Below are 14,861 nucleotides of genomic sequence, written 5' to 3' on the forward strand. Positions count from 1 at the left end.
GTCCGGCCCGTGTCAGTCGAAGGCGGCGAACGCCTTCGAGAAGGCGGACGGCTCCTGGACGATCGAGCTGCACGTGGCGTCGGCGGTGCCCTTCGCGCCGCCCGCGCACTGCTTGTCGCGGGTCGCCGACCACATCGACAGCCAGCCCAGGCCCTTGGCCTTGGCGAAGGTGACGAGCTGGGCGGCGTCGTCCACCTTGAAGACCTCGGAGGCGACGTCGTTCACACCGATCATCGGAGTGACCGCGACGGCCTTCCACGCGGCGCTGTCGCTGAGCTGCAGGACGCTCTTGATCTGCGCCTGGGTGGCCGTGGCGGCCTGCTCGGCGTAGCTGCCCATGTCGCCGCTGTACGCGGGCCCGTAGTCCATCGCCATGATGTTGACCGCGGAGATCTTCACGCCGTTCTTCTTGGCGTCCGCCAGCAGGTTCACGCCGTCCTGCGTCAGGCCCTCCGGCATCACCGGCAGCGTGAACGACACGTCCAGGCCCGGGTGCTGGCGCTGCAGCGTGGCGATCGCCTGGGCGCGGCGGGTGTTGGCCGCGGTGTTGGGCAGCGCACCGCCCTCGACGTCGAAGTCGACCTTGGTGAGCTTGTAGGCGTCCACGACCTTGCCGTACGCCGCCGCCAGCGCGTCCGCCGAGCCGCAGGTGGTGCCCAGTTCGGAACCGGAGGCGCCGCCGAAGGAGACCCGGACGTCACCGCCCTTGCCGCGCAGCGCGCCGATCTGCGAGGCCACACCGTCGCTCGCGAGGTCGGTGACGCCGCCCCACTTCGGGGTGCAGCCGCCGCCGTCGGTGACGAAGGCGAGGTTGTAGTTCTTGACGCCGGTGGCGTTCGCGGCGCCGATCAGGTCGAAGGCCGGGTAGAGCGAGGTGTCGACGTACGGCGCGAAACCGGCGTTCGCGGTGGTGCCGGTGCCGGTGGACTGCGAGGGGCTCGCGGTGGGGGTCGGCGAGGCCGGTGCGGTGGACTGGGAGGGGGACGCGGTCGGGGTCCGGCTCGCGCTCGGCGTCGGGGCGGGGGTCTGGGTCGGGCGGCCGCTGGGCTCGGGGGTCGGGCCGCTGTCGGTGGAGCAGCTCGCGCCGTCGATGCGGCAACCGGTGGGGTCGACGGTGCCGTTGACGACGAAGCCGACGGTGACCGACTCGCCGGCCTTCAGCCCGTCGCCGTCCCACTTCGGGGGCCTGACGGTGACGTGCTGCCCGCTGACGCTCGACTCGGCGTTCCACAGCGAGCTCAGCCGCGCCCCGGACGGCAGGTCGAACTCCAGCGTCCAGTCGGCCTTCTGCTGCCCGCTGTTGTTCGTCACGACGTACTGCGCGGTGTACCCGGTCGACCAGTCGCTGGTCCTGGTGTACGCGGCGCCGATCCCGGCGGCCTGCGCGGTGCTCGTGAGCAGGACGACACCGCCGCCTATGACCGCCGCGGCGAGGGCGCCGCCGATCACCTTGTTCCTGCCACTGATCCTGCGCCGGTGCGTGCTCATGGCGTGCCTGCCTTCGTGGTTCACGGGGGGAGTGCGCGGGTCCCGGAGGGGGGACGCGGCAGCACGCTAGCGATCGGGAACCGGACAAACCGCCTGAGCCGGACGCGGGCCGTGGATCTTAGGGTGCGCTTAAGGATGGGATCGGGAGCGATTAAAGGGGGCGGCCGGCCGGCGGGTGCGGCGGCGGCGCACGGAGCCCCGGTGGCCGCGCCGGGACGGGGTGCTCTCCCGCCCGTCGAGCTGGATCCAGACGCGCACCTCGGTGCCGCCGAGCACCGACGAGCCGATCCGGACGTCCCCGCCGGTGGACTCGGCGAGCCGGCGCACGATGTCCAGGCCGAGCCCGGTCGAGCCGTCGCTGCCCGAGCCCCGGCCGCGGGCCATCGCGGCCTCCGGGTCGGCGATGCCGGGCCCCGCGTCGGACACCAGCACGATCACCGCGTCGTCGCCGTTGTGCACGTCGACCGCGAAGGCGGTGCCCTCGGGGGTGTGCCGGAACACGTTGCCCAGCAGGGCGTCCAGGGCGGCGGCGAGGTCGGCGCGGGCCACGGGTATGCGCACCGGCCGCTCCACTCCGGCGACGCGCACCTTGCGGCCCTCGTCCTCGGCGAGCGCCGACCAGAACGCCATCCGCTCCCGGACGACCTCGGCGGCGTCGCACCCGGCGCCCGGACCGGCCGCCGCGGTCTGCGGCTTGGCCTCGCGGGCGGTGCGGATGATGGTGTCGACCTCGCGCTCGAGCTGGGCGACCGCGGCCCGGGTCTGCTCGGCGGCGGGCGAGTCGCCGAGCGAGGCGGCGTTCAGCCGCAGCACGGTCAGCGGGGTGCGCAGCCGGTGCGACAGGTCGGCGGCCAGCTCCCGCTCGTTCGCGAGGAGCTGGACGACCTGGTCGGCCATCGAGTTGAACGCCACGGCCGCGCGCCGCAGTTCGGTCGGCCCCTCCTCGGGCACCCGCACCCCCAGCTGCCCCTCCCCCAGCTCGTGCGCGCCCTCGGCGAGCCGCTGTGCGGGCTGCACCATGCGCACGCCCAGCCGGTCGGCGACCGCGACCGAGCCCACCACCAGCGCGGCACCGACGGCGGCGAGCACCGCCCAGGCCGTGCCGACGCCGTTGGTGACCTCGGACTCGGGCACGAACACCTCGATCACCACGGTCCCGGAGCCGAGTGCGACCGGCTGCAGCAGGGCGGAGCCGCCCGGCACCTCGGCGGTGGAGGCGCGGCCCAGGCGGCGCACGGCGGCGACGTCCTGCTCGGCGGCGCGCCGCCGGCCCAGGTCGACGGCGGCCCGGCCGTCCCCGGCCGGCAGGTGCACGGCGAGGTCGTCACCGGCGCCGGCGGAGGCGAGGACCCGCTCCAGCTCCTCGCGGTCGGTGGTGATGGACAGCGCGGGGACCAGGACGGCGGCCTCCCGCTCGGCGTTGGAGAACGCGCGGTCGCGGGCCATCTCCCGCACCACCAGCCCGAGCGGCACCGCGAACGCCACCACGACCATGGCGGTGACCGCCAGGCAGACCTTGACCAGCGCCCATCTCATCGCGCCTGCTCCAGGCCCCGGGAGCCCTCACCGGGCGGTTCCAGCTTCACGCCCACCCCGCGCAGGGTGTGCAGGTAGCGCGGGCGGGCGGCCGTCTCCCCCAGCTTCCGGCGCAGCCAGGACAGGTGGACGTCGATGGTCTGGTCGTCGCCGTAGGACTGCTGCCACACCTCGGCCAGCAGTTCCCGGCGCGGGACCACCACGCCCGGGCGCCCGGCGAGGAAGGCGAGCAGGTCGAACTCCCGCCGGGTCAGGTCGAGTCGGACGCCGTCCAGCTCGGCCTGGCGGCGCAGCGGGTCCACCGTCAGGCCGCCGACGCGCAGCACCCCGGCCGTGGGGGCCTCACCGGCGCCGGAGCGGGCGCGCCGCAGCACGGCGGCCATCCGGGCGGCCAGGTGCTCCACGGAGAACGGCTTGGTGAGGTAGTCGTCCGCGCCGGCGTTCAACAGCCGCACGACCTCCGTCTCGTCGTCCCGGGCGGTGGCGACGATCACGGGCACGTCGGTGATCCCGCGCAGCATCTTCAGCGCCTCGGACCCGTCCAGGTCGGGCAGTCCGAGGTCCAGGATGACCAGGTCGAAGGGGACGTGGGCGACCTCGCGCAGCGCCTCCAGTGCCGTGCCGACGCTGCGCACGGTGTGCGAGGCGTCGGTGAGGTGCCGGATCAGCGCCGAACGTACGAACTGGTCGTCCTCGACCACGAGCACACTTGCCATGCGCCGCACCGTACGCCATGCCGCACGACCCGGTCCGGACCTGTGGACAACTCGCCCGCTGTGCGAACTGTGGTGCTCCTGGGGCAGTATGGCCGCGATGCGCAGAGGACTCGTACACGTACTCGCGTGGTCGCTCGCCACGGGCGCGGCGGTCACGCTGTCGTGGTGGGGCGTCCACACCGTGATGGCCGGCACCGCCTACGACCCGCCCCGCGCGCTGCCGTTGACGGCGGCCGGGGCCGCGGCACGGGAGCCGGAGCCGCTGGTGCCGGCGACGTCCCGCCCGGCGCCCGCCCCGTCGCCCGACCCCTCGCCGAGCCGGTCCCCGAAGCCGTCGCCCACCCCGACCGCCTCGCGGACCCCGCTTCCGCCGTCGCCGTCCCCCTCCCCCAGCGCGTCCGGCCGGATCAAGAGCTACGACACCGACGGCGGCCGGGTGGTCTTCGACATCGGCGCGTCCTCCGCGACGCTCGTCTCCGCGACGCCCGGGGCCGGCTGGTCGATGCAGACCTGGACGACCGCGTCCTGGATCCGGGTGGAGTTCGCCTCGGGCGCGGACCGCGTGTCGGTGTTCTGCACCTGGCACGACGGGCCGCCGCACGTGGAGGTCGGCACCTACTGACCGGCCCCGGACCGCCCGGTCCCGTGGGCCTCTCCGCCCCGGGTCAGCGGAAGACGGAGGGCGGCGGGACCGGCGAGGCGGTCGCCGAGGCGTCGCTCACGGGGGCCGCGCCGCCGCTGAAGTCGACCAGCGCCCGGCCGTGTTCGAGCCGCGCGGGCTGCGGGTCGGAGGCGGCCCTGCGGGTCAGCTCGGCCACCGGCAGCGGCCGGTCGGAGGCGACCAGCACCGCGTTGCCGAAGCGCTTGCCGCGCAGCACCGCCGGGTCGGCGACCAGGGCGAGTTCCGCGAACCGCGCGGCGGCGGTGGCGATCTGGCCGCGCAGGTGGGCCAGCGGCGGGCCGTCGGCGAGGTTGGCGGCGTAGACCCCACCGGGCGCCAGCGCGCGGCGCACCTCGTCGAGGAACTCCGTGGACGTGAGGTGGGCGGGGGTCCGGGCGCCCGCGAACACGTCGGCGATCACCAGGTCCGCCCAGCCGTCGGCCACCTTGGCCAGGCCCTCCCGGGCGTCGGCGGTCCGCACCCGGATCCGCGCGCCCGGGTCCCACGGCAGCTCCCGCCGGACCAGTGCGACCAGCGCGCCGTCCCGTTCGACGACCTGCTGGGTGGAGCGCGGGCGGGTGGCGGCCAGGTACCGGGCGAGGGTCAGGGCGCCGCCGCCGAGGTGGACGGCGCGCAGCGGCCTGCCGGGCGGCGCGGCCAGGTCGATCACGTGGCCGAGGCGCCGCTGGTACTCGAAGGACAGGTGGGCCGGGTCGTCGAGGTCGACGTGCGACTGCGGTGCGCCGTCCACCAACAGGGTCCAGGCGCGGGGGCGGTCCCGGTCCGGAACGAGCTGGGCGAGCCCGCCGCCGACGTCCTCGACGACCGCTTCGGCCCCGCCGCGCCGCCGGGGGTTCCTGGCCTTTCCCATGGGGACAGTGTCCCAGGCGCCCGGACACGTGACCGTCCCGGGGAGACGGAGGCGGGGGCAGGGGGCGGGCCTCAGCGGCAGCTGTCGGCCGCCTCGATGAGCCGGGCCGCCTCGCCCAGTGCCCGGCGCAGGACGGCGGGGTCGGTCGCCAGGTCCGCCTCGCCGGGCGGCAGCAGCCAGTCGCAGCCCTCGGCGGGCGGTGCGGGCAGGGCGACGTCCTGTCCCATCAGGGCCGGCTCCTCCTCGTGCGGTCCCTGCGCGTCCGTCCCCTCCAGCCGCAGCCCGCGTCCGTCGGTCTCGGTGCAGGTGCTGCCCGGTACGTCCCACCCGGCCGCCGTGCCCGCCGGGACCACGAACACCAGCGTCCCGCCGCCCTCGATGTGCAGCACCGGCCCGACGCCGTCGCCCGGCGCGCGGCGCAGGATGTCCACCGCCTCCAGGCCCTGCCGCGCCGGCACGCTCACCACGTCGCACGGCTCACACGGAACGTTGCTCTGGCTGGTCTCCACGCCGGCCTCCACGACGGAACGGAACCCACTGCGGTCTGTGGGGTTCAACGCGCGAGTGCGTCAACGGCTACGGCGAAATTGCGCCGCAAAGGATGGCAGTTCATGGCAGATCGCGGAGGAGATATCCGGTTTGTGGCCAAACCGTGCGTGGCGGCCCGACCACAGACGGTACGTTCTAGCCCGCCGGAAACAGGGCGGGACCGTCGGGGCTCCAGGGAGTCGCGGGAGTCCCGGGAAGATCCAGGGAGTTGCTCGGACGGCCCCGGGAGGTCCGGACCGACTCGCCCGGTCCCCGGCATGGTTCGACGGTTCGCACGAGAGGACCCGGCCATGGCGTCGTCATCGGTGCCCGCACCCCGGCCCCACCGGCCACCCCTGCCCAACGCCGCGTTCCGGCGGCTGCGCGGGCCGCGCTCGCCCGCCGAGTTCGCGGCGCTGGTCCGCCGGGCCGCGCGGGAGATCGGGGAGCGGGTGAGCTGCGACGCGCGCTACATCGGCCGGGTCGAGGCGGGCGAGATCCGCTGCCCCAACTACGCCTACGAGCGCGTGTTCCTGCACATGTTCCCCGGCCGCACGCTCACCGACCTGGGCTTCGCACCCCGCTCGTCCGTCCGCGGACGCGCGGCGCGCACCGCCGAGGACGTTCCGGGCACGGCTGAGACGGACGGGGCGTACGAGCCGTATGACCCGCAGGACCCGTACGACACGCACCACAACGACGAGGAGAGCGACGTGCTGCGTCGCGCATTCATGACCGGCGGGGGCGCCACCGTGGCCGCCGCCTCGCTGGGGCCCCTCGGCCTCTGCCTCGACGCGTCGCCCGCGCGGCGCCCGCGCCGGGTGGGGGCCGGCCAGGTGAGCGCCCTGGAGGAGGCGGTCCGCAGGATCCGGCTGCTCGACGACCGGCACGGCGCCGACGGCCTCTACCGGCGCGCGGCCGCCCCGCTGCGCGCCGCCTACGCCCTGCTGGACGCGGGCGCGACCCGGCAGGCGACCGCCGACCGGCTGCACGCGGGAGCCGGTGAACTCGCCATCTCCGTGGGCTGGCTGGCGCACGACTCGGGCCGCTTCGACGACGCGCGCTCGCACTACGCGGAGGCGCTCGCCACCGCGCGCGTGACGGGCGACCCGGCGCTGGAGGCGCACGCGTTCTGCAACACGGCGTTCCTCGCGCGCGACGCCGGCCGCCCCCGCGAGGCGGTGCGGGCCGCGCAGGCCGCCCAGCGGGCCGCGCGGGGCCTCGGTTCGCCGCGGCTGATGTCGCTGCTCGCGCTGCGCGAGGCGGGCGGCTGGGCCGGACTCGCCGACCGCGCGGGCTGCGAGCGGGCCCTGGTGCGCGCCCAGACCCTGTACGGGCAGGGCCCCACGGACGACGACCCCGAGTGGATGAGCTTCTACGGCGAGGCGGAACTGGAGGGCCTGGAGGCGCAGTGCTGGTCCACCCTCGGGGACTGGCCGCGCGCGGCCCGGCACGCGCGGCGTGCGGCGCGGCTGCAGGACCCGCACTTCACCCGGAACATCGCGCTGTACACGGCCGAGCTCGCCGACGACCTCGCGCGCGGCGGCCGCCCCGACGAGGCGGCGGTGGCCGGGACGCGCGTCCTGGACCTGCTCGACCAGGTGCAGTCGTCGCGCATCCAGACGATGCTGGCGGGCACGGCCCGGGTGCTGCTGCCGCACCGGCGGGCGAGCGGCGTGGCCGACTTCCTGGACCGCCACGCGTCCCGGCCCCGGGCGGTGTCAGCCGGGACGGTGTGAGCCGCCCGCTCCCGGGGCCCCTACGCGGCCAGGTGCCCCTGGTCGTTCCAGCTCTCGATGGCCGCTTCCCCGTACGCCCAGCCCAGGACGGACAGGGACGTCGGGTTGAGGCGGATGCGGGACGCGAAGTCCAGCGGCAGGCCCAGCCAGCGGGCGCCGATGGAGCGCAGGATGTGGCCGTGGGCGAAGACGAGGACGTCCCGGTCGGCCGAGCGGGCCCAGGCGACGACCTCGTCGGCGCGGGCCGTGACCTCGGCCAGGCTCTCGCCGCCGGGGACGCCGTCGCGCCAGATGAGCCAGCCGGGGCGGACCGCCTGTATCTCCGCCGGGGTCATGCCCTCGTACGTCCCGTAGTCCCACTCCATCAGCGTGTCCCAGACGGTGGCGCGGTCCCCGAAACCGGCGAGCTCGCACGTCTCCCGCGCGCGTGCCAGGGGACTCGTGCGGACCTCGACACCGGGCAGGGAGTCGAACGGGGACCGGTGGAGCCGCTCGCCGAGCAGCTTGGCGCCGCGGCGGCCCTCCTCCAGCAGCGGCACGTCGGTCCTGCCGGTGTGCTTTCCGGACAACGACCACTCGGTCTGTCCGTGCCGGGCCAGCAGGATGCGCGGTGCCATGGGGAGACCTTTCCGAGGGGTGCGGACGCGTGCGGACGGGTGCCGAGAAGTCCGGAAACGAACGTGCGGGGGGACGCGAGGGAGGACAGGAGGACATCGACGGGCGGGACCCCTCCATCATCGCGCACCCCGAGATGGGGCAACCCGGCGGGCGATCCCGGCGTCTTGTCGGCCGGGGCGCCCGGGACCGGGCGCGTACATACGCCGTAAAGTGACACGCCCGTGCCACAGCCGGTGGACACCCGTGCCACGGCGGGGGAACGGCCGCGGCACGGCCGGCCGCACGACCGCGACCGGACCCACCGGACCTGACCGGACCGCCGTGCACAGACCACTGAAGGGGGAGGCGATCGGATGCCCCACACCGAGACACCGGGCACCGAGGCGACCTCGCGGACCCGGCTGCGCTGGTGGACGGAGCTGCCGCTGATCGTGCTGGTGTACGCCTGCTACTCGGCGGGGCGGCTGCTCGCGCGCGGTGACGTGTCGTCGGCCGTGGACCACGGGCTGGCGATCCTGCGCGTCGAGAAGACGCTGCGCCTGAACGCCGAACACCCGCTCAACCGGCTGTTCACGCGCGAGGCGTGGCTCGGCGTCCCGGCGGACTTCTGGTACGCCTCGCTGCACTACCTGGTCACCCCGGTGCTGCTGGTCTGGCTGTTCCGCCGGCGCGCGGAGGTCTACTCGGCGGCTCGCACCTGGCTGATGACGTCGACGTTCATCGGTCTGATCGGCTTCACGCTGCTGCCGACCTGCCCGCCCCGGCTGCTGTCGGCGGACCACGGCTTCGTGGACACGATGGCCCAGTACAGCTCGTACGGCTGGTGGGGCGGCGAGGCGAGCGCACCGCGCGGCCTGGGCGGCATGACCAACCAGTACGCGGCGATGCCCAGCCTGCACGTGGGCTGGGCCCTGTGGTGCGGCGTGATGCTGTGGCGCCACGGCGGGACGCGGACGGCGAAGGTGCTGGGCGTGGCCTACCCGCTGCTGACCACGGTCGTGGTGATGGGCACCGCGAACCACTACTTCCTCGACGCCGTCGCCGGCGCGGCCGCGATGGGCGTCGGGCTGCTGCTGACCCCGTTCGTGACGCGCGCTCTGGACCGGGCGCGCGGGTGGGTCGTCGCACGCGTGCCGGTGTTCTCGGCGAACTCCGAGGCAACACCCGCCACGATTGTCAGTGGAGGATGCCAGACTTCCCCGGGTGAGCGATTTCCACGGCAGCGCGAGTCACGGTTCGAACCGGGAACCGAGCCGGAGGCCTCTCCCAGCGACGCGGGGGACGGGGCTCCGGCAGCGGCTCGCTGAGCTGCGCGGTCCCGAGGTACCGGCCAAGGCGCTGGACGCCCGCGCCCTCGCGGCGCTCGCCGCGAACCCCGGGTGCCGGCGGCGTGCGATCCTCGACGGCGCCGGGGTGGACAAGGCGGTGCTGGCGGACCGGCTGGGCTCGCCCTCCGCGTTCGGCCAGTCCCAGTTCGCGCTGACCCGGGGCAACGCCTTCGAGGCCCGGGTGAAGGCCGACGGCGGGGCCGAGCTGCTGGGCCTGGTGCACCGCACCCTGGACCCGGCCGCCGAGCCGCCCGCCGGCGCGGCCACGCCCGACCTGACGGCGCCCGGCCCCGAGGGGCGCACGGCGCGCACGGCGCTCGCGCTGCGCGAGGCCACGGAGGCGGCCGGCACCTGGACGCTGCTGGACCACCCGATGCTCGCGCTGGACGTCGCGGGCTCCCCGGCCTTCCTGGAGCCGGACGCGGTCGTGGTGCACCCCGACGGGAGCTGGACGGTCGTGGAGATCAAGTCCTTCCCGATGCTGGACGGTTCGGCGGACCCGGCGAAGGTCGGCGCGGCCGCCCGCCAGGCCGCGGTGTACGTGCTGGCGCTGGAGGAGGTCGCCGCGCGCCTGGAGGCCGCCCCGCGCGTGCGTGACCGCGTGCTGCTGGTGTGTCCCAAGGACTTCTCCAACCTGCCCACCGCGTCCGCCGTGGACATCCGCAAGCAGCGCGCGGTCACCCGCCGCCAGCTGACCCGCCTCACCCGCATCGAGGACATCGCGGGCGCGCTGCCGGAGGGCGTGTGCTTCGCCCCGGACCTGCCCGCCGAGCGGCTGGCCGAGGCCGTCGCGTCGGTGCCGGCGACGTACGCCCCCGAGTGCCTGGCCGCCTGCGAGCTGGCGTTCCACTGCCGTGAGCGCTCCCGCACGGCCGGCGCGGTGACCGCGCTGGGCCGCTCGGTCCGCGCGGAGCTGGGCGGCCTGACGACGGTCGAGGACGTGCTCGCCGCCGCGCGCGGCGAGGCGGGCGACCCGCGCGACCCGGCGGTCGCCGCGCTGCGCCGGGCCGCACGGCTGCGCGCCGAGGCACTGGCCGGCGCGGCGCTCCCGCCCGCCCGGGAGCCTGCGGACGGGCCCGCGGGGGCCGCCGGGACGCCGGGCACGGTGCGGGAGGCCGCGCCGTGTCGCTGATCGCCACCCTGTCCCGGCTCGAGGCGGTCACCACCGGCCGGGCGCAGCCCCTCGCGACGGTCCGCCACCGGCACCTGTCCGAGCGGCCGCTGGTGTTCGTGCCGCTGACCACGGCCGGTGAGGCCGGTGCGCCGCTCGGCGCGCTGGTCGGCACCGACCGGGACGCGCCGCGCCTGCTCGTCGTCCCGCAGCCGCGCGACCGCGACCTGAGGTTCGCGTTCCTCGCCGAGCTGGCCGATGTGGTCCTGCCCTACGTCGACTCCCACGCCGACGCCGTCGAGGCCGCCGAGCGCACCGAGACCGACCCGGAGACCGGCAAGCGGGTCAAGGTCGAGGTCGAGCTGTGCGCGGACGCGCCGCAGATCGTCGTGCCGAGCCGCGCGGGCGTGGAGTTCGTGCGTCTGCTCGGCCGGTCGATGCGCTTCCGCCGGACGGCGGAGCAGGATCCGGAGGCACCGCACCCCGCGCCCCCGCGCGTGCCGTTGCTCGGCCGCTGGCTGACCCACTACGGCGAGCGGGCCCGGGTGCCCGGTTCCTCGCTGCTGCTGGCGCTCACCGAGGTGCTGGGCCGGCACTGGGCCACCGGGCAGTCCACCCTGGAGGACCAGCACCTGGGCGCGCTGCTGGCGTGGATCGACCCGCCCGCGGGCACCTCGGGCGCCGAGGCGGCGCTGCGCGCGGAGCTGGCGCGGGACGAGCAGGGGCAGTTGCTGTGCCCGCCGGCCGGCCCGGCCACCGACCCGGCGTTCGACAACAAGCTGCTGGCCCCGGCGATCGAGCGCTACGACCGGGCGCGCACCGCGCTCGCCGCCGCGGAGGACGGCCTGGAGGCCGACACCCGGCTGGGCATCCTGACCGCCGCCGAGCGGGAGGTCCGCGAGCTGGTCCTCAGCCGGACCCGGCCCACCTGGGACGCGGTCTGGCGGGGCCTGGACCTGCTGCGGGAGCTGCCCGAGGGGGCGCACGTCGAGGAGCGGTGGACGCGCGACCGCTGGTCGTTCACCGGCCACCGCGACCGGGTCCTCGCGGGCGAGCCCCCGCAGCCGCGCCGCGACGACGCGGTGACCGCGGCGAACAAACTGGCCACGCGCGAGCGCGAACAGGCCCGCCTGGACGCGCAGGAGGCGCTCGACGACCCGCTGGTGATGGCGGGACGGCGGCTGGCCGGGGAGGCGTTCGCGGGCGAGGTCACCGAGGTCGTCATGGCGTACAGCGAGGGCAAGCGGCCCAGCCCGCGCCCGCTGGTGACGGTGCGCACGGACGACCGGCCGCACCTGGGCGAGCGCGCGAAGGTCTACCGCTCGCTGGGCGGGAAGCCGCAGTCGGCGGAGTGCGTGGGCGTCGACACCGACGACGGCCTGGTCGTGCTGCGCGTGCTCGACAAGATGGGCCGCGGCAAGGAGCCGGAGCCCGGGTCGGTGCCGGAGAAGGGCGACCGGGTGTGCTTCACGCTCTTCGAGCACGAGCAGCGCGGCGGCGCCAAGCTGCCCGACCCCGAGCAGACCCCGTGGACGCACGGCGGGCCGCCCGGGGAGCCGGTGCCCGAGGCCGCCGACCCCCTCACCCAGGAGGACGTCCTGTGAGCACCGAGGCCGACGTCGACCCCGGTACGGCCGCCGCGCGGGCCACCGCGGCGATCCTGCGCGACACGCTGCACGGTGACGCGCGCGGGGTCGTCGTCGACTCCCCGCCCGGCGCCGGCAAGTCCACGCTGGTGGTGCGCACCGCGCTGGAGCTGGCCGAGGCGGGCCGCCCGCTCATGGTGGTGGCGCAGACCAACGCCCAGGTCGACGACCTGGTGCTGCGCCTGGCGGAGAAGTCCCCCGAGCTGCCGGTGGGCCGCCTGCACAGCAGCGACGCCGACCCCTACGACAAGGCGCTGGACGACCTGCCGAACGTGCGCAAGTCGGCGAAGGCGGGCGACCTCGCCGGGCTGCCGGTGGTGATCTCCACGGCGGCGAAGTGGGCGCACGTGAAGGTCGACGAGCCGTGGCGGCACGCGATCGTGGACGAGGCGTACCAGATGCGCTCGGACGGGCTGCTGGCCGTGGCGGGCCTGTTCGAGCGGGCGCTGTTCGTGGGCGACCCGGGGCAGCTCGACCCGTTCGCCATCGTGGGCAGCGAGCAGTGGGCGGGCCTGTCGTACGACCCGTCCGCGTCGGCGGTGACGACGCTGCTGGCCCACAACCCGGACCTGCCCCAGCACCGGCTGCCGGTGTCGTGGCGGCTCCCGGCGTCGGCGGCGCGGCTCGTGTCCGACGCGTTCTACCCGTACACGCGCTTCCGCAGCGGCACCGGCCACGGCGACCGCCACCTGTCCTTCGCCGTGCCCTCCGACGGCTCCGGCCCCGACCGGGTGATCGACGAGGCGGCCGCCTCCGGCTGGGGCCTGCTGGAGCTGCCCGCCCGGCACACCCCGCGCACGGACCCCGAGGCGGTGCGCGCGGTCGCCACCGTCGTACGGCGGCTGCTGGACCGGGGCGGGGCGGCGACGTCGGAGCGCTCGCCGGAGCCCGCGCCGCTGACCGCGGACCGGGTCGCCGTCGGCACGGCGCACCGGGACCAGGCGGCCGCGGTCCGGGCGGCGCTCGCCGAGCTGGGCGTGCGGGACGTCACGGTCGACACGGCCAACCGGCTGCAGGGCAGGGAGTTCGACGTCACGGTGGTCCTGCACCCGCTGTCCGGCCGCCCCGACGCGACGGCGTTCCACCTGGAGACCGGACGCCTGTGCGTGCTGGCCTCCCGGCACCGCCACGCGTGCATCGTGGTCTGCCGGGCGGGCGTCGGCGACCTCCTCGACGACTACCCGTCGACGGAACCGGTCCAGTTGGGCACGCTGGTGAAGTTCCCGGACGGCTGGGAGGCGAACCACGCGGTGCTCGCGCACCTGGGGGAGCACCGGGTGGCCTGGAAGCCGTGACAGCGGGGGGCGTGCGCGGGAACATCCCCGCGCGTGCGCGGCTTGAGAGTGCGGCGGGGCCCCCTTGCGGGGCCGCGAGACAATGGAGGGTGGTCCGTGCGGAAGCGCCGGGCGGGCCGCACCCGACCCCAGGAGGAGGCACGACATGGCGGAGCCCACGCCGCGTCGCAACGAACCGCGGCTACGCCCCGCGCCCCTGCTCTTCGAGCCCGCCGAGGCCACGGGCGATCCGGAGCACTTCTTCGACCTGGAGTCCATCGACGACCCGAGGGCGCTGTTCGCGCGGGCGACGGAGCTGACGGTGGCGTTCCGGGCGGCGGCCGACCGCGCGCTGGAGTTCCAGGCCATGGCGGCGGCCCAGCTCGCCGACCCGCGCCGCTTCGACCGGCTGACCACGGCGGACATCGCCGAGCGGGCGGAGTGGACCGAGGACTACGCCAAGAAGATGGTCGAGTTCGGGCGGGACCTGATGCGCGGCGGCGAGGGCCGGAGCCCGGTCGACCCGGTCTGACGGGCCGGCGCCCCGGGCGGCGGCGCGCCAGGGCCACGCCACCCCGGCATATGCCAGGCGGGCACGATACCCGCTGACCCACCGCCGCGTCCCCGGTTCGCGCAACTCACCGGAACCGGCTGCTCACAGGCAGTAGATGTAGGACTCATGAGCAGCGTATGGGACGAGTTCTCCGACATCTCGGGCGTCACCGCGGACGGCGCCGCCTGGCTGGCCTCGGCCGGCGCATACCCACGCAGCACGCTCGCCCTGTGGGAGGAGCAGCCGGACGCCCCGGTCGTCCTGCCCTGCGGCTCGGTCTTCGACGTCGTGAACGTCCCGGCCCTGTTCGGCCGGCGGATGCTGGACCGGCTGTGGGACGAGGGCGCCGGCACCGGCCCGGTGGCCGTCTTCCGTGGCCGGGTCCTGCTGTTCGCCGCCCCCGGCACCGCCCAGCGCCTGCCCTCCCTGCTGGCGTGGGAGGAGTGGGGCGCACGGGACGCCCGGGACTGCCGTACGGCGGCCGTGCCGCCCCTGCTGTGCCACGGCACCGGCGACGCCGTGACCGTCCCGCCGCTCACCGCGACGGCCCCGGCCGGGGCCCGCTGGCTGGTCGCCCCGGACACGCGTCAGCCCTGGCTGCCGGGCCCGGAGGTGCTGCTCTGGGCGGCCGTACGGGCGGCCCGCTCGGCGGTGCGGATATCGATTTCGCCCTCCCCGGACCCTGATGCTAAGGTCTACGACGTCAGCAGGCGCCGCTAGCTCAGTTGGTTAGAGCAGCTGACTCTTAATCAGCGGGTCCGGGGTTCGAGTCCCTGGCGGCGCACACGACGG

General features: G+C 75.7%; 14 protein-coding genes and 1 tRNA gene. 9 read left to right on the forward strand and 6 right to left on the reverse strand.

The window, feature by feature from the left end:
* Positions 1 to 12 precede the first annotated feature (12 nt).
* The 3 genes from E4U92_RS17415 to E4U92_RS17425 all read right to left on the reverse strand — a co-directional run bounded on the left by E4U92_RS17415 (position 13) and on the right by E4U92_RS17425 (position 3,740).
* On the reverse strand, positions 13 to 1,488 hold the full coding sequence (locus E4U92_RS17415; RefSeq protein ID WP_137301354.1) for a glycoside hydrolase family 18 protein: 1,476 nt from the start codon (positions 1,486 to 1,488) through the stop codon (positions 13 to 15).
* Positions 1,489 to 1,617: 129 nt separating this feature from the next.
* The gene (locus tag E4U92_RS17420) at positions 1,618 to 3,024 is read right to left on the reverse strand and encodes a HAMP domain-containing sensor histidine kinase (RefSeq protein ID WP_137301355.1); all 1,407 of its coding nucleotides are present in this window, start codon (positions 3,022 to 3,024) and stop codon (positions 1,618 to 1,620) included.
* Positions 3,021 to 3,740, reverse strand: a complete 720-nt coding sequence (locus E4U92_RS17425; protein WP_137301356.1) for a response regulator transcription factor — start codon at positions 3,738 to 3,740, stop codon at positions 3,021 to 3,023. Before E4U92_RS17425 ends, E4U92_RS17420 begins: the two co-directional genes overlap by 4 nt.
* A gap of 97 nt (positions 3,741 to 3,837) precedes the next feature.
* On the opposite strand from E4U92_RS17425, the gene E4U92_RS17430 reads away from it, so the two are divergent.
* A complete protein-coding gene (locus E4U92_RS17430; protein WP_137301357.1) occupies positions 3,838 to 4,362 on the forward strand; it encodes a hypothetical protein in 525 nt (174 codons plus the stop codon).
* A 43-nt stretch (positions 4,363 to 4,405) separates the two neighbouring features.
* Here E4U92_RS17430 and E4U92_RS17435 read toward each other — a convergent pair whose 3' ends face one another.
* Both E4U92_RS17435 and E4U92_RS17440 read right to left on the reverse strand, forming a co-directional pair.
* The gene (locus E4U92_RS17435) at positions 4,406 to 5,272 is read right to left on the reverse strand and encodes a spermidine synthase (protein ID WP_137301358.1); all 867 of its coding nucleotides are present in this window, start codon (positions 5,270 to 5,272) and stop codon (positions 4,406 to 4,408) included.
* 71 nt (positions 5,273 to 5,343) lie between these two features.
* Complete coding sequence (locus E4U92_RS17440) at positions 5,344 to 5,781, reverse strand: hypothetical protein (RefSeq protein ID WP_174863919.1); 438 nt, start codon at positions 5,779 to 5,781, stop codon at positions 5,344 to 5,346.
* A gap of 330 nt (positions 5,782 to 6,111) precedes the next feature.
* Between E4U92_RS17440 and E4U92_RS17445 the strand changes: the two genes are divergently transcribed.
* The gene (locus E4U92_RS17445) at positions 6,112 to 7,539 is read left to right on the forward strand and encodes an NsdA family TPR-like regulatory protein (protein ID WP_137301360.1); all 1,428 of its coding nucleotides are present in this window, start codon (positions 6,112 to 6,114) and stop codon (positions 7,537 to 7,539) included.
* A gap of 20 nt (positions 7,540 to 7,559) precedes the next feature.
* Here E4U92_RS17445 and E4U92_RS17450 read toward each other — a convergent pair whose 3' ends face one another.
* On the reverse strand, positions 7,560 to 8,156 hold the full coding sequence (locus tag E4U92_RS17450) for a histidine phosphatase family protein (RefSeq protein ID WP_137301361.1): 597 nt from the start codon (positions 8,154 to 8,156) through the stop codon (positions 7,560 to 7,562).
* Between the two features lie 354 nt (positions 8,157 to 8,510).
* Between E4U92_RS17450 and E4U92_RS17455 the strand changes: the two genes are divergently transcribed.
* The 7 genes from E4U92_RS17455 to E4U92_RS17485 all read left to right on the forward strand — a co-directional run bounded on the left by E4U92_RS17455 (position 8,511) and on the right by E4U92_RS17485 (position 14,853).
* Positions 8,511 to 9,464, forward strand: coding sequence for a phosphatase PAP2 family protein (locus E4U92_RS17455; protein ID WP_137301362.1), 954 nt, complete (start codon positions 8,511 to 8,513; stop codon positions 9,462 to 9,464).
* A gap of 1 nt (position 9,465) precedes the next feature.
* Positions 9,466 to 10,617, forward strand: a complete 1,152-nt coding sequence (locus E4U92_RS17460) for a hypothetical protein (protein WP_137301502.1) — start codon at positions 9,466 to 9,468, stop codon at positions 10,615 to 10,617.
* A complete protein-coding gene (locus E4U92_RS17465) occupies positions 10,608 to 12,200 on the forward strand; it encodes a hypothetical protein (RefSeq protein ID WP_137301363.1) in 1,593 nt (530 codons plus the stop codon). Before E4U92_RS17460 ends, E4U92_RS17465 begins: the two co-directional genes overlap by 10 nt.
* On the forward strand, positions 12,197 to 13,537 hold the full coding sequence (locus tag E4U92_RS17470) for an AAA domain-containing protein (RefSeq protein WP_137301364.1): 1,341 nt from the start codon (positions 12,197 to 12,199) through the stop codon (positions 13,535 to 13,537). The genes E4U92_RS17465 and E4U92_RS17470 overlap by 4 nt, the downstream gene beginning before the upstream one ends.
* A 145-nt stretch (positions 13,538 to 13,682) precedes the next feature.
* Complete coding sequence (locus tag E4U92_RS17475) at positions 13,683 to 14,048, forward strand: hypothetical protein (protein WP_137301365.1); 366 nt, start codon at positions 13,683 to 13,685, stop codon at positions 14,046 to 14,048.
* Between the two features lie 147 nt (positions 14,049 to 14,195).
* Complete coding sequence (locus E4U92_RS17480; protein ID WP_137301366.1) at positions 14,196 to 14,789, forward strand: bifunctional DNA primase/polymerase; 594 nt, start codon at positions 14,196 to 14,198, stop codon at positions 14,787 to 14,789.
* Positions 14,780 to 14,853: transfer RNA gene (locus E4U92_RS17485), tRNA-Lys, on the forward strand. Before E4U92_RS17480 ends, E4U92_RS17485 begins: the two co-directional genes overlap by 10 nt.
* Positions 14,854 to 14,861 lie beyond the last annotated feature (8 nt).

The sequence above is a fragment of the Streptomyces galbus genome, from assembly GCF_005280195.1.
GTDB classification, from domain to species: domain Bacteria; phylum Actinomycetota; class Actinomycetes; order Streptomycetales; family Streptomycetaceae; genus Streptomyces; species Streptomyces galbus.

Bases quoted from the DNA above. Each gene is read 5' to 3' on its own strand.
- E4U92_RS17415 (WP_137301354.1), bottom strand. From the start codon at position 1,488: ATGAGCACGCACCGGCGCAGGATCAGTGGCAGGAACAAGGTGATCGGC.
- E4U92_RS17420 (WP_137301355.1), bottom strand. From the start codon at position 3,024: ATGAGATGGGCGCTGGTCAAGGTCTGCCTGGCGGTCACCGCCATGGTC.
- E4U92_RS17425 (WP_137301356.1), bottom strand. From the start codon at position 3,740: ATGGCAAGTGTGCTCGTGGTCGAGGACGACCAGTTCGTACGTTCGGCG.
- E4U92_RS17430 (WP_137301357.1), top strand. From the start codon at position 3,838: ATGCGCAGAGGACTCGTACACGTACTCGCGTGGTCGCTCGCCACGGGC.
- E4U92_RS17435 (WP_137301358.1), bottom strand. From the start codon at position 5,272: ATGGGAAAGGCCAGGAACCCCCGGCGGCGCGGCGGGGCCGAAGCGGTC.
- E4U92_RS17445 (WP_137301360.1), top strand. From the start codon at position 6,112: ATGGCGTCGTCATCGGTGCCCGCACCCCGGCCCCACCGGCCACCCCTG.
- E4U92_RS17450 (WP_137301361.1), bottom strand. From the start codon at position 8,156: ATGGCACCGCGCATCCTGCTGGCCCGGCACGGACAGACCGAGTGGTCG.
- E4U92_RS17455 (WP_137301362.1), top strand. From the start codon at position 8,511: ATGCCCCACACCGAGACACCGGGCACCGAGGCGACCTCGCGGACCCGG.
- E4U92_RS17475 (WP_137301365.1), top strand. From the start codon at position 13,683: ATGGCGGAGCCCACGCCGCGTCGCAACGAACCGCGGCTACGCCCCGCG.
- E4U92_RS17480 (WP_137301366.1), top strand. From the start codon at position 14,196: ATGAGCAGCGTATGGGACGAGTTCTCCGACATCTCGGGCGTCACCGCG.